This window comes from Caulobacter sp. Root1472 (assembly GCF_001426985.1).
Lineage (GTDB): Bacteria > Pseudomonadota > Alphaproteobacteria > Caulobacterales > Caulobacteraceae > Caulobacter > Caulobacter rhizosphaerae.
The window spans coordinates 102,985-115,047 of record NZ_LMFX01000007.1 but is presented as its reverse complement, the minus strand read 5'-3'; the positions used below and the strand labels follow the sequence as shown (position 1 = coordinate 115,047).

The 12,063-nt window shown below is 68.0% G+C and carries 12 protein-coding genes and 1 pseudogene; 7 read left to right on the top strand and 6 right to left on the bottom strand.

Going from position 1 to position 12,063, the window contains the following annotated elements; all coding sequences use genetic code 11:
• Positions 1 to 130: 130 nt before the first annotated feature.
• A complete protein-coding gene (locus ASD47_RS06855) occupies positions 131 to 1,378 on the top strand; it encodes an aspartate kinase (RefSeq protein ID WP_056753461.1) in 1,248 nt (415 codons plus the stop codon).
• Between the two features lie 3 nt (positions 1,379 to 1,381).
• Here ASD47_RS06855 and ASD47_RS26985 read toward each other — a convergent pair.
• Positions 1,382 to 1,511, bottom strand: a pseudogene (locus ASD47_RS26985) (hypothetical protein); the annotation flags it as partial.
• A 52-nt stretch (positions 1,512 to 1,563) separates the two neighbouring features.
• Between ASD47_RS26985 and ASD47_RS06850 the strand changes: the two are divergent.
• From ASD47_RS06850 to ASD47_RS06820, 6 genes are all read left to right on the top strand, one after another.
• A complete protein-coding gene (locus ASD47_RS06850) occupies positions 1,564 to 2,025 on the top strand; it encodes a hypothetical protein (protein WP_056753458.1) in 462 nt (153 codons plus the stop codon).
• 22 nt (positions 2,026 to 2,047) lie between these two features.
• Positions 2,048 to 3,553, top strand: coding sequence for a helix-turn-helix domain-containing protein (locus ASD47_RS27470; RefSeq protein WP_235525796.1), 1,506 nt, complete (start codon positions 2,048 to 2,050; stop codon positions 3,551 to 3,553).
• Positions 3,554 to 3,729: 176 nt separating this feature from the next.
• Positions 3,730 to 4,689 (top strand): DMT family transporter, encoded by a 960-nt coding sequence (locus ASD47_RS06835; RefSeq protein WP_056753454.1) that lies wholly within the window; start codon positions 3,730 to 3,732, stop codon positions 4,687 to 4,689.
• A 240-nt stretch (positions 4,690 to 4,929) separates the two neighbouring features.
• The gene (locus tag ASD47_RS06830; RefSeq protein WP_056753446.1) at positions 4,930 to 5,400 is read left to right on the top strand and encodes a glycine zipper 2TM domain-containing protein; all 471 of its coding nucleotides are present in this window, start codon (positions 4,930 to 4,932) and stop codon (positions 5,398 to 5,400) included.
• A gap of 217 nt (positions 5,401 to 5,617) precedes the next feature.
• Positions 5,618 to 7,882 carry a phosphoenolpyruvate--protein phosphotransferase gene (gene ptsP / locus ASD47_RS06825; RefSeq protein WP_056753445.1) on the top strand — a complete coding sequence of 755 codons (2,265 nt, stop codon included), beginning with the start codon at positions 5,618 to 5,620 and terminating at the stop codon, positions 7,880 to 7,882.
• A 169-nt stretch (positions 7,883 to 8,051) separates the two neighbouring features.
• Entirely contained in the window at positions 8,052 to 9,149 is a 1,098-nt protein-coding gene (locus ASD47_RS06820; RefSeq protein WP_156402142.1) for a RodZ family helix-turn-helix domain-containing protein, read from the top strand.
• A 2-nt stretch (positions 9,150 to 9,151) separates the two neighbouring features.
• On the opposite strand, the gene ASD47_RS06815 is transcribed toward ASD47_RS06820, so the two are convergent.
• The 5 genes from ASD47_RS06815 to ASD47_RS06800 all read right to left on the bottom strand — a co-directional run bounded on the left by ASD47_RS06815 (position 9,152) and on the right by ASD47_RS06800 (position 11,789).
• A complete protein-coding gene (locus ASD47_RS06815; RefSeq protein ID WP_156402141.1) occupies positions 9,152 to 9,742 on the bottom strand; it encodes a hypothetical protein in 591 nt (196 codons plus the stop codon).
• An 84-nt stretch (positions 9,743 to 9,826) separates the two neighbouring features.
• On the bottom strand, positions 9,827 to 10,282 hold the full coding sequence (locus ASD47_RS06810) for an SMI1/KNR4 family protein (protein ID WP_056753443.1): 456 nt from the start codon (positions 10,280 to 10,282) through the stop codon (positions 9,827 to 9,829).
• A 35-nt stretch (positions 10,283 to 10,317) separates the two neighbouring features.
• Positions 10,318 to 10,854: a hypothetical protein gene (locus ASD47_RS06805; protein ID WP_200945231.1), complete on the bottom strand. Its 537-nt coding sequence runs from the start codon at positions 10,852 to 10,854 to the stop codon at positions 10,318 to 10,320.
• Between the two features lie 315 nt (positions 10,855 to 11,169).
• Positions 11,170 to 11,514: a hypothetical protein gene (locus tag ASD47_RS26550; RefSeq protein WP_156402140.1), complete on the bottom strand. Its 345-nt coding sequence runs from the start codon at positions 11,512 to 11,514 to the stop codon at positions 11,170 to 11,172.
• Positions 11,511 to 11,789: a hypothetical protein gene (locus ASD47_RS06800; protein WP_056753440.1), complete on the bottom strand. Its 279-nt coding sequence runs from the start codon at positions 11,787 to 11,789 to the stop codon at positions 11,511 to 11,513. The genes ASD47_RS26550 and ASD47_RS06800 overlap by 4 nt, the downstream gene beginning before the upstream one ends.
• Between the last annotated feature and the right edge of the window lie 274 nt (positions 11,790 to 12,063).

Sequence of the window (12,063 nt, the reverse complement as noted above, 5' to 3'; positions counted from 1 at the left end):
CGACGAAAAAGACGGCGCCGCGACATTGCCGTTGCGCCTCAGCGCCGCTAGAAGACCGCGGCTTGCGCGGCGGCGGCGGTTCGTCCGTCCCCGGCGCAAGAATTGACCTTAGGTTTTGACGGGGTAGGGCGTGTCACGTCTGGTGATGAAGTTCGGCGGCACCTCGGTGGCCGACCTGGAGCGCATCCGCCGGGTGGCGCGCCTGGTCGCGGCCGAGGTGGCGACCGGCAAGCAGGTGGCGGTGGTGGTTTCGGCCATGTCCGGCAAGACCAACGAGCTGGTGGCCTGGACCGACGGCTCGGGCCGCGCGGCGCAGGGCCTGCCGGAGTCGGACGACGAATACGACGCCGTCGTCGCCTCGGGCGAGCAGGTGACCGCCGGCCTGCTGGCCATGACCCTGCGCAACATGGGCCTGAACGCCCGCTCGTTCCTGGGCTGGCAGGTGCCGATCCTGACCGACGACGCCCACGGCCGGGCCCGCATCGAGGACATCCCGCCGGCCAATCTGGAGGCCTGTTTCGCGGCCGGCCAGATCGCGGTGATCGCCGGCTTCCAGGGCGTGACCACCGACCAGCGCATCACCACCCTGGGCCGGGGCGGCTCGGACACCAGCGCCGTGGCCATCGCCGCGGCGGTGAAGGGCGACTGCGACATCTATACCGACGTCGACGGCGTCTACACGACCGATCCCCGGATCGAGAGCAAGGCCCGCAAACTGGCCAAGATCTCGTACGAGGAAATGCTGGAAATGGCCTCGCTGGGGGCCAAGGTGCTGCAGACCCGCTCCGTCGAGATGGCCATGGCCCATCGCGTCCCGGTGCGGGTGCTGTCGAGTTTCGTCGAGCCGGGCGAAGCCCCGGGCCAAGGTACGATCGTCTGCGACGAGGAAGAAATCATGGAAAAGCGCATCGTCTCGGGCGTCGCCTATAGCCGCGACGAGGCCAAGATCACCCTGCTGGGCCTGCCCGACCACCCGGGCGTGTCGTCGCAGATCTTCGGCCGGCTGGCCGAGGCCAACGTCAATGTCGACATGATCGTGCAGTCGCGCGCCCGCAGCGCCGACACCGCCAACATGGAGTTCACGGTCGGCAAGCGCGACGCGGTCCGCGCCGTCGAGATCGTCCGCAAGGCCCAGGCCGAGATCGGCTTCGAGGACGTGGCGGTCAACGAGGACGTGGCCAAGGTGTCGGTGATCGGCGTGGGCATGCGCAGCCACGCCGGCGTCGCCCAGTCGATGTTCCAGGCCCTGGCCGAGAAGAACATCAACATCCAGGTCATCTCGACCTCGGAGATCAAGATCTCGGTCCTGATCGACGCGGCCTATACCGAATTGGCCGTGCGGGCCCTGCACGCGGCCTACGGGCTGGACCAGCTGTAGGATCAGCCGCCCTGCGTCCTTCGAGGCCCGCTGCGCGGGCGCCTCAGGATGAGGGCTTCGTTGCTGATGTCCTCATCCTGAGGCGCCCGCGCAGCCGAGCCTCGAAGGACGCAAGGCGCTTCGCCGTTAGCAAAACGTCGCCTTCTGACGTTATGACGTCGAAACGTCATCCTCCAGGAGCCCCCATGTCGGTCTTCCACTTCGATCCCGAGAAGCGCTCGGTCACCTTCGAGGGCGAGGCCGGGCTGGAGCTGCTGTACGACCTGCTGCTGCGCGCCAAGTTCGGCGACGGCTACGAGAAGCCGCTGCTGGTCAGCCCGTGGCTGGCCTCGCTGCTGCGCAAGCTGGACAAGGCCCTGCCGGACGACGGCCAGTGGTTCCCCGAACAGCCCGGCCGGCCGATCTTCGACGAGGACGACCTGCTGGCCATGGGCGACGCGGTGATCGAGGAGGGCCACACCGTCGGCTGGTGGACGATGACCGAGCCCGAGAAGCGCGCCTATCTGCGCGAGGTGATCGCCGCCCCACATCCCCTGACCGACGCCGAGGTCGAGTTCATCGAGCGCGACATCGACGCCGCGGTCGAGCAGGCCAAGCAACTGGTCGGGGCGATCAGCGAGCCCCTGGCCTTGCCGGGACACGGCTGACGACGAAGAGAGGGCGGCGGCGATGGATCACGGACTGAACGGCCGTCCCGCCCAGCTTTCCCTTCGCCGCTACGGCGCCGACGGCGACGCCCACGCCCATGACGACTTCGACCAGATCGTCCTGCCGCGCCGGGGCGTGCTGGAGATGGAGATCGACGGGCGCGGCGGCCGGGTCCAGGCCGGCCAGGCGGCCCTGGTGCGTTGCGGAACCCGCCACGCCTTCGCCGCCGACGGCGACAACCTGTTCGTGGTCGCCAATATCGGCCCGGACCTGATCGCCCCGTTCGAGACCCTGCGCGACCGCGCCTTCCTGCCGGTCAACGCCCCGGTGCGCGGCCTGCTGGACTTCGTCTGCGGCGACGCGGCGCGGCAGGTCGAGGACGAGGTGGCGGCCCTGTGGGCGCCGTTGCTGCTGCGCGCCCTGGCCGCCGGCGGCCCAGAGGCGGATCCGCGCCTGGCCCGCGCCGCCGCCCTGATCGAGCGCGACTTCGCCCAGCCGCTGAGCGTCGGCGAGATGGCGGCCGAGGCGAGCATGAGCCAGAGCCGGTTCTTCGCCGGCTTCGCGGCGGCGTTCGGCCGCTCGCCGCACGCCCAGCTGGCCGACACCCGCCTGCGCGCGGCCCAGCGCCTGCTGTCCCAAACTCGCCTGTCGATCGCCGAGATCGCCGTGCGCACCGGCCATGCCGACCAGAGCGCCCTGACCCGGGCGATGAAGGCGCGGCTGGGCGTGACCCCGGCGAGATGGCGGCGGGGCGCGCGCGGCTATCTTTTTTTGGGAATTTTCGGACCCGATGTCGAAATCGCGCTCCCTGGCGCGACTTCTCCTCGAAGGCCCCGCGGGGGCCTCGTGACGAGGAGCTGGATGATGATCACGATCAGTGCTTTCCGCTGGGTGCCGCCTTTCGCCCAAGGCATCGTGCGCGACCTGCGGGTGCGTTGGGCCCTGGAGGAGGCCGGCATCCCGTACCGGACCCATCTGCTGGAGCAGGGCGAGCAGGGGACCGCCGCCTATCGCCAGATGCAGCCGTTCGGCCAGGTGCCCTATCTGCAGGACGGCGACTTCGTGATGTTCGAGAGCGGCGCCATCGTGCTGCACATCGCCGACCGCTCGCCGGCCCTGGCGCCGTCCGACCCGCAGGCGCGGCTGCGGATGCACACCTGGCTGATCGCGGCGCTCAACTCGGTCGAGCCGGCCATTCAGAACCTGACCGCCATCGACCTGTTTCACGCCGACGAGGCCTGGGCCAAGGCGCGCCGGCCGGCGGCCGAGGCCTTCGCGGTCTCGCGGCTGGAAAGCCTGGCCGCCTGGCTGGACGGTCGCGACTACCTGTCGGACGACCGGTTCACCGCCGCCGACCTGATGATGACCACGGTGCTGCGCTTCCCGCGCCAGACCGACCTGGTGACCTCCAACCCGGTGCTGGACGCCTATGTCCGCCGCTGCGAGGCGCGGCCGGCCTTCCAGCGGGCCCTGGCGGCGCAGATGGCCACCTACCAGGAAGCCGAGGCCGTCCAGGCGGTGGCCTGATCCGGCGGCGGTTGAAGGTCGCCATCCCGGACGGCGCGCGCCGCGCCAGCGTCCGGGATGGCGATCTTGGTTGGATCGACAATGGCGTTGTCCCGCCGGGTCTGTTCGAGAGTCCTGGCCCAACCTGCGGGAGCTTTCGCCAAGCCTCCCGCGCCGGGCTCTGCTAACCCGTTCGCATGGATCACCGGCGGCGTCTTCTGATCGGACTTCTCTGCGGCCTCGTCGCGGGGGCCTTCTGGGGCGGGGTGTTCCTGGCGCCCAAGCTGCTGGCCGCCTTCACGCCGCTGCAGATGACCGCCGGGCGCTATCTCTGCTACGGCCTGGCCTCGGCGGCGCTGCTGGCCCCCGGCGCGCGCGGCCTGCTGGGGCGCCTGACCCTGACCGACTGGCGCGACCTGGCGGGCCTGAGCCTGCTGGGCAACATCGTCTACTATGTGGGCCTGGCGGTGTCGGTGCAGATCGCCGGCGTGGCCCCGGCCTCGCTGATCATCGGCCTCCTGCCGGTGACCATCACCCTGGTGGGGGCCCAAAAAAACGAAAAAGGGCCCGGGGAGGGCGTGGCCCTGCGCCGGCTGGCCGCGCCGCTGCTGCTGGTGGCCGCCGGCGTGGCCTGCATCAATATCGCCGCCTTCCAGACCGCCCGCGAGGTCGGCGTCGGACGGCTGGTCCTGGGCCTGCTGGCGGCGGTCGGGGCCCTGGCGGTTTGGACCGCCTACGCCGTCTGGAACGCCCGCCGGCTGGCCGCCACCCCGCGCTTCAACAGCCACGAATGGTCGCTGCTGACCGGCGTGGTCACCGGCCTGCTGTCGCTGCTGCTGGTGATCCCCGCCTTCCTGGGCGGCGTTTCGCACGCGGCGACGGGCTGGACCCTGTTCTGGGGCGTCAGCCTGGCCGTGGCGCTGGGCGCCTCGGTGATCGGCAACGGCCTGTGGAACGCCGCCAGCCGCCTGCTGCCGCTCAGCCTGTCGGGCCAGCTGATCGTCTTCGAGACCCTGTTCGCCCTGCTGTACGGCTTCCTGCACGAAGCCCGCTGGCCGCTGCCGCTGGAGGCGGCCGCCATCGTCCTGATGCTCGCCGGGGTGCTGTGGTCGGTGCACCTGCACCGGCCGGCCGCCGAAGCCCATCCCGCAGAGTAGGGGGCGTGCGTCCTTCGAGGCTCGGCTGCGCCTCGCACCTCAGGATGAGGAATTCAGCAAAACACGCCCCTCATCCTGAGGCGCCCGCGCAGCGGCCTCGAAGGACGCACGGACGTCCCCCAAACATGACCGCAACCTGAACATCGCCGTTCAGATCGGGTTCAAGGCGAGAATGCGACAAAGGTCCCAACAGCGCCGCACCGGACTTCTTCCGGCCTGACGCTCTCGAGGAGCTACGCCATGAAGACCTTTGGTCAGTTCACCAAGATCGCCGTCGCCGCGGCCGTGACCGGCGCCCTGGTCCTGCCCGCCTCGGCCGCCTTCGCCGGCGACCGCAACAACAAGACCGAGCGCGCCATCCTGGGCGCCGTGATCGGCGGCATCGCCGGCGCGGCCCTGTCGGACGGCGACAAGGGCGGCATCGCCATCGGCGCCGTCGCCGGGGCCGCCCTGGGCGCCTCGACGGGTCACAACGACCGCTATGACCGCGACCACCGCTATTCCAGCGGCTATCGCGACAGCCGCTACGGCTACGGGTCCAGCTACAACAGCGGCTACGGCTACAACGGCGGCTATGGCCGGTCGAGCTACGACAACGGCTACGGCCGCTCGGGCTACGACGGCCGCGACCGCCGCGGCGACCGCTACAACACCGGCTACCGCCATGACGGCGGCCAGTACGGAAACGGCTATTACGGCCAGCGCCGCTAAAGGCCTCCCCCAACGGCCTTCGGGCCGAGGGTGATCCGGCGCCGTCCCTTCGGGGGCGGCGCCTTTTTCGTGCGCCAACCACGATTTGAGCGGCCGCGGTCACTGTGCGGCGCGCGAAATCTGCTATAGCCCGGCTAAGGGCGATGCGGCTTCTTAACCTTCGACGCGTTCTGTCGGGATCAGCCGTATCGGACCATTGGGGAGTGCGCGCTTAGACATGGCGGCGTCCGGGATCGCTGTTCGGGGACCACGCAGCCTGCTTCGGCAGATTCGCGAGGCCATGGCCGGAGGCGGACCCGCCCAGGCCAAGCTCGACATGGTGGTGCGCACCATCGCCATCTCGATGGTGGCCGAGGTCTGCTCGATCTATCTGCGCCGCGCCTCGGGCGACCTGGAGCTGTTCGCCACCGAAGGCCTGTCGCGCGACGCCGTCCACGTCACCCGGCTGAAGCCCGGCGAGGGCCTGGTCGGCGAGACCATGCGCCTGGGCCGGCCGCTGAACCTGTCGGACGCCGCCAGCCACCCGTCGTTCTCGTACCGTCCGGAAACCGGCGAAGACCCCTACCACGCCTTCCTGGCCGTGCCGCTGCTGCGCGGCGGCCGCACGATCGGCGTGCTCGTCGTCCAGAACCGCACCGAGCGGGTCTATGACGAGGAAGAGGTCGAGGACCTGCAGATCATCGCCATGGTGCTGGCCGAGATGGTCAGCGCCGGCGAGCTGCTGGGCCTCACCGAGCTCAAGGACGTCGAGATCGCGCCGCACAAGCCCGAGCGGCTGAAGGGCGCGCGCTTCGCCGAGGGGCTGGCCTACGGCGTGGCCGTGCTGCACGAGCAGCCGGTGGCCCCCGAGCAACTGCTGTCCGACGACGCCCTGGCCGAGGAGGCCCGGCTGAAATGGGCCATCGAGGCGCTGCAGACCCAGATCGACGAGATGCTGGAAGGCCAGCACGGCCTGGTCGGCGCCTCGTACGAGGTGCTTGAGACCTATCGGATGTTCGCCCACGACCGGGGCTGGAACCGGTCGCTGCAGGAGGCCGTGCGCTCGGGCCTGACCGCCGAGGCCGCCGTCGAGCGCGTGCGCTCCGAGCATCGCGCCCGCCTGGGCCAGGCCCGCGACCCCTATCTGCGCGAGCGGCTGCACGACCTGGAGGACCTGAACGACCGGCTGCTGCGCCACCTGGCGGGCAATGTCCACGCCGTGCGGGTGCTGCCCGAGGACGCGATCCTGATCGCCCGGAACCTGGGTCCGGCCGACCTCCTGGAATACGACCGCACCAAGCTCAAGGGCATCCTGCTGGAAGAAGGCTCGGCCGCCAGCCACGCCGGCATCGTGGCCCGGGCGCTGGACATCCCGTGCGTGGGCCGCCTGGCCGGCTTGCGCGACCGGGTCAGCGAGGGCGACCCGGTGGTGGTCGACGCCGAGACCGCCGAGGCCTGGCTGCGGCCGCGCGCCGACGTGATCAAGTCGCTGCGGGCCCGGATGGAGGTCCGCGCCCAGCGCAAGGCCGAGTTCGCCCGGATCCGCGACACGCCGGCCGTCACCAAGGACGGCGACAAGATCACCCTGCTGATGAACGCCGGCCTGGCCGTCGACCTGGACATCCTGGGCGAGACCGGGGCCGAGGGCATCGGCCTGTTCCGCACCGAGTTCCAGTTCATGGTCGCCGAGGAAATGCCCCGGCTGGAGGCCCAGACGGCGCTCTACGAGAAGGTGCTGGAGGCCGCCAACGGCATGCCAGTGACCTTCCGCACCCTCGACCTGGGCGGCGACAAGCTGCTGCCGTACATGGAGCTGGAGCGCGAGGACAATCCGGCCCTGGGCTGGCGCGCGGTGCGGATGGGCCTGGACCGTCCGGCCCTGCTGCGCATGCAGATCCGCGCCCTGATCAAGGCCGCGCGGGGGCGGGAGCTGCGGATCATGTTCCCGCTGGTGGCCAATGTGGACGAGTTCCGCGCCGCGCGCGCCTTCGTCGACCAGGAGGTCGCCTGGGCGCTGAAGCGCGGCCGGCCCGAACCGGCCCGCCTGGACGTCGGGGCGATGATCGAGGCGCCCTCGCTGCTGTGGCATCTGGACGCACTGTTGCCGATGACCGACTTCGTTTCGGTCGGCACCAACGACCTGATGCAGTATTTGTTCGCCGCCGATCGGGGCAATCCAAGGGTTTCGGACCGCTACGACCCCCTGTCGCCGGCGGCGCTGCGGGCGCTGAAGACCATCCAGCAGGCCTGCGCCGACACCGGGACGGCGGTCTCGGTCTGCGGCGAGATGGCGGGGCGTCCGCTCGAGGCTTTCGCCTTGCTGGCCTTGGGTTTCGACCGCCTGTCGATGCCGCCGGCGGGGATCGGGCCGGTCAAGCAGATGGTGCTGTCGTGCGATCGCGAGGCCGCCCGGCGCAATGTCGAGGCCCTGCTGAAGACCTCGGCCGGATCGCTCCGTGGCGAGATCGAAACCCTGGCCCGCAAGCTTTACGTCGCCGTCTAGACACGGCGCAGGTTAACCAAGCGCGGCTTTATAGTTTATTGAATCCCGCGACTTACTTTGATATCGACCATAAAGTATTAACATTTCCCGGTCAGTGTGGCCGGGATAGCGCGTCGAAGTCGTCTCCCTGGCGGGACGAACGTCTCCGGCGACGCGATTTTGGGGTTTCATGGCAGCCATGCCGCTGGATACGGGCAGGGTTTCGCACTTGCAGCTGGTCGCCGACGGCGAGGGCGAGAACGCGCCGATGGCCGCCCAACAACCTTCCGTCGACCACGGCGCCGACATCGGCTCGGCCCTGCGCGCCGCCCGCGCGTTCCGCGGCCTGACTCTGCAGGACGTCGCCGACGCCACCCGCATCCGTCAGAGCTATATCGAGGCGCTGGAAGCGCTGCGCCTGGACGAGCTGCCCTCGCGCCCGTTCACGATCGGCTATGTGAAGTCCTACGCCAAGGTCCTGGGCCTGGACGGCGACGCCGCCGTGGCCCGCTTCAAGCTGGACGCGCCCGAAGACAGCGAGCCGCTGCGCGCCCCGGTCGGCGTGCGCCACGAGCGCGATCCGCGCCTGGGCCTGATCCTGGCGCTGGGCGTGCTGGTCGTGGCCGCCATCGTGCTGTGGAACGTCGCCCAGCGGGCCATCGCCAAGGACACGCCGCCGGCCCTGGTGGCCCCGGCCCAGGCGACCGCCGCCGTCGCCGCCCCAGGTGCGGTGGCGATGGGCGGCGGTGGCGGTGGCGGCGGTGACGGGACGGTGCCGCTGGGCGCGCCCCTGCCGGCCCCGGTCGAGTCGACCACGCCGGAGCCCTACAAGACCCCCGGCCTCGAGGACGCCGCGGCCAACGGCGGTTCGGCCGACGCCGTCAGCGCCGCCTCCAAGGCCCGCGCGGCCGAGGCGGCCAAGGCCGGCCCGGACCCCGGCCCGGTGCTCAATGTTGGCGCGCCGTTCCGGGCCAAGGGAGCGGTCTACGGCGCGGCCCAGGCCGAGGCCTCGGGCCTGATCCTGCAGGCCCGCAAGCCCGGTTCGCTGACCGTGCACGACGCGGCGGGCGCGATCTACTTCACCCGCTGGATGGCGGCCGGCGAGGCCTTCCGCGCCCCGCGCAACGCCGGCCTGGTCGCCGAGGTCTCCGACCCGGCGGTCTTCGAGGTCTATAACGGCGGCGTCCTGACCAGCCGCATGCCGAGCGCCACCGCGGCCCTGGGCAAGCTGACGGTCGCCCCCGCCGCGCCCGTCGCCGCGCCGCCGCCGGCCAAGCCGCAGGGCTGATCTCAGGCGGTGCGTTCGGCGTAGCTCTCGACGTAGTCGAAAACCCGTTTGTACAGACGGCGCGCGCCTGGCGCGCCGAGGCGCTTTTCCAAGAGGGCATGGGCGTAGTCGCGCTTGCCGCAGACGAGCGCCGCCGCGATGACCCGGACGAGCTGGGGGCGGGCGTGTGTCAACCGGCCGTCATCGCGCGCCTGCGCCGCCACCATGTCCTCGGGCGTCGCATAGACGTCCAGGAGCGGCATCGTCCATCGATCCAGGAACGCGCGCACCTGTTCGACGGCGGCGGGAAGGTCTTGCAGCCGATAGACGTACCAGCGGCGCGGGTCGGCCTTCTCCGCGGTGAAATGGATCCCCTGCCGGGTTCTGGCTTCCGAATAGCCGGCCAGTTCACCCGTCGCTCCGCCCACCATGTCCTCCAGGACGGCGTCGACGGCGGGGATTTGCACTTCCATCCTGGGATATAGGGCCGCAAGGGCCACGGGATCTTCCTTGGGGCGAACGTCGAAGGTGAGATCGATGATCTGCGTCGAGCCGGCGATGACGCGCTTGTAGATCAGGCTGTTCTTTCCCCGGCGAAAGCCGTGGTCGGACATGTAGGCGTCGAGGTCCGTCTCCACCGCGGACAGCAGGCCGGCCTTGATGTCTTTCCTCATTTCAGGAGCCTCGGGAAAGATCTTTCAGACGAATAGATTTATCCGCTTCTCGATGAATTCAAGAAAATCATCGGCATAGGTCTCGCCGGTCGCCAGCCCCAGGACAGGATACTCGTTTCCCGGTCTGCCGTGGTCGATCCGGAACGCGAACACGCCGTCCAGGTCGCTGTGGCACAGGGGAATGAGCTTCAGGTCCGCTCCGTTCTCCACGGACAAGCGATAGTTGCGGACGATATCGCCGCCGCCGATGTCTTCGGGATCTTCGGCATAGACGCTGAAGATTTCCTCGCCGCCGATCTCCCCGCCGCCGTAGTTGGCGAGCCACCACTTGTAGGATTCAGGCAACGGGTTTCCGATGGCCTTCTCGGCCGCCACGATTGCTTCCGGACAGGCCCCGTCGCCAAAATCGGCGAAATCAGCCACCGATCGATGGCGTTCGATCAGGGCGATGACTCTCTGGACCGCGACATTATCCAGCATGGCCTGGAAACTATGGGTTCCGTGGTTGGCCAGGATCAGGCGCGCCAGGAGATCGACGCGGCGCTGACGTCTTCCGCGAGATAGGCCTGCAGGTAGGCTGCCAGGTCACGATATCGAGACTCACCGTTCGCGTCATAAACCCAGAGTTCCGGTTCGTCTTCGAAGTCCAACCAGAGCAGGTAGATCCGCTCGTTGCTGTATTCGCTTCCGGCGAAAATCGACAATCGTTCGGGGCGGAACAAGGTGGACGCGTCGTTGGACCAGCCTTCCGCGCTGGCGGCTTGCATCTGCTTGACGCCTTCGATGAAGGGATCGGTTCCGTTGTCCGACCACAGGGCTTCCATGTCGGCCGTGGAGAGCCAATGACCGTGGCTGGCCGTCGTCCATCGGCCAAGGAGCTGGAAACGCTCCTCCAGCATGGGACTGCCCGGCCTGAAAACGCTTGGCGCAAGCGTGGGGATTCCGTGACTGAGGGGCGTCGGCGGCCACATCTTCGGGCGCAAGGCCTCTTCGGCGGTCTCCCGATACTTCGCCGTCTGCGCGAACGCCGCTTCGATCAGGGTCTTGATCATGCGCTCCACCCTTAAAACAAAGTGACGCCATTATAGGTCGTCCCAAACGGCACGGCTTGAGTGGCGCCGCCGACATACCCGTTGACCACGCCATTCAACGGTTTTATCGGCCCGCCGTCGCGCCCCCCGGGCCGACGTCCGGCTTCGTCCGCCACGCCAGGGCCAGTGGCCGGAAGCTGCCTGGCTCGTGCAGGTACAGCGTGGCCAGCGGATCGGCGGCCGCGCCGTGATCGCCTAGGTTACTGAAGTCGGTATGAGGTAGTCTGCAAATAAATAAAATATGCTGTACGCGAAAAGGTGTGTATTTTTGCGTGTCTAGTCCTGAAATTCTATAAACGCGTCTCGTTCATAATAGAATTCGAAAGCCGCGAAGAGGTCCATCAGACTTGCGGAGCGTTTTTGTTCGCGAGCGTTGGAAACAATATCCTGCAACGTAGCGACCGGCATCACCTGCATCAGCCCCTCATCCTTTGCAAATTGTGGAACTCCAGCGTCAGGTTCATCCTCAAGTTCGGGGGGGACTTCTTCGCTTTCCAATGCGGCGGATTTAGATTCTAGATTCCAATTTTTTGTACTTGGGAGATATACCCAAGCATTATGAGGCTTAGCCATGATTTCCGCCAGCATGTCTTGGAAGGCGACAATTGTGTTATCGGTCATAATTTCCTCGTTCTACCTTCTTCCTCCTCCCCAAATCTGTCTACCACCCTGTTGATTAGGGTGGAGAGAGTTTTGGACAGGTCCGGGAGCTTGGTGATGATCGCGTGGCACCAGTTGAAGATTTCCCGGCGTATGAGGATCATGATGCCAAGATAGGCCGGGAGGTGCGGTATCTGCAACTCCTCCTCGAGGTCCGGGGGTAACATGCGCAGTAATACCAGGATATTCAGCTTCCATTCGTCGAGCATAGGCGGGATCCGCCATTCGTCGAGCATAGGCGGGATCCGCCTGCATTCGACTATAAATTTCTCGATTACCTTGACGGAAGTGATTTGCGTCCGAGGCCTTGAAGGTTCCTGGTTTAAGCTGAACCTCTCCCGCGACAGAATAATGCGGGCTGTTGCTGGGGCGAGCGGCGTTGGTTCCATTCCCGAACGCGCACGACAACCCTAGCGGATCCACCCATGCATTGGGATCGAACACATACGCCGCCGCGTTCAGTCCGCCTTCGAGTCCGATCGGATCCGGCGTGACATACCGCGCGACGCC

Bases quoted from the DNA above. Each gene is read 5' to 3' on its own strand.
- ASD47_RS06850 (WP_056753458.1), top strand. From the start codon at position 1,564: ATGTCGGTCTTCCACTTCGATCCCGAGAAGCGCTCGGTCACCTTCGAG.
- ASD47_RS27470 (WP_235525796.1), top strand. From the start codon at position 2,048: ATGGATCACGGACTGAACGGCCGTCCCGCCCAGCTTTCCCTTCGCCGC.
- ASD47_RS06835 (WP_056753454.1), top strand. From the start codon at position 3,730: ATGGATCACCGGCGGCGTCTTCTGATCGGACTTCTCTGCGGCCTCGTC.
- ASD47_RS06830 (WP_056753446.1), top strand. From the start codon at position 4,930: ATGAAGACCTTTGGTCAGTTCACCAAGATCGCCGTCGCCGCGGCCGTG.
- ptsP (WP_056753445.1), top strand. From the start codon at position 5,618: ATGGCGGCGTCCGGGATCGCTGTTCGGGGACCACGCAGCCTGCTTCGG.
- ASD47_RS06820 (WP_156402142.1), top strand. From the start codon at position 8,052: ATGGCAGCCATGCCGCTGGATACGGGCAGGGTTTCGCACTTGCAGCTG.
- ASD47_RS06815 (WP_156402141.1), bottom strand. From the start codon at position 9,742: ATGTCCGACCACGGCTTTCGCCGGGGAAAGAACAGCCTGATCTACAAG.
- ASD47_RS06810 (WP_056753443.1), bottom strand. From the start codon at position 10,282: ATGCTGGATAATGTCGCGGTCCAGAGAGTCATCGCCCTGATCGAACGC.
- ASD47_RS06805 (WP_200945231.1), bottom strand. From the start codon at position 10,854: ATGATCAAGACCCTGATCGAAGCGGCGTTCGCGCAGACGGCGAAGTAT.
- ASD47_RS26550 (WP_156402140.1), bottom strand. From the start codon at position 11,514: ATGACCGATAACACAATTGTCGCCTTCCAAGACATGCTGGCGGAAATC.
- ASD47_RS06800 (WP_056753440.1), bottom strand. From the start codon at position 11,789: ATGCTCGACGAATGGCGGATCCCGCCTATGCTCGACGAATGGAAGCTG.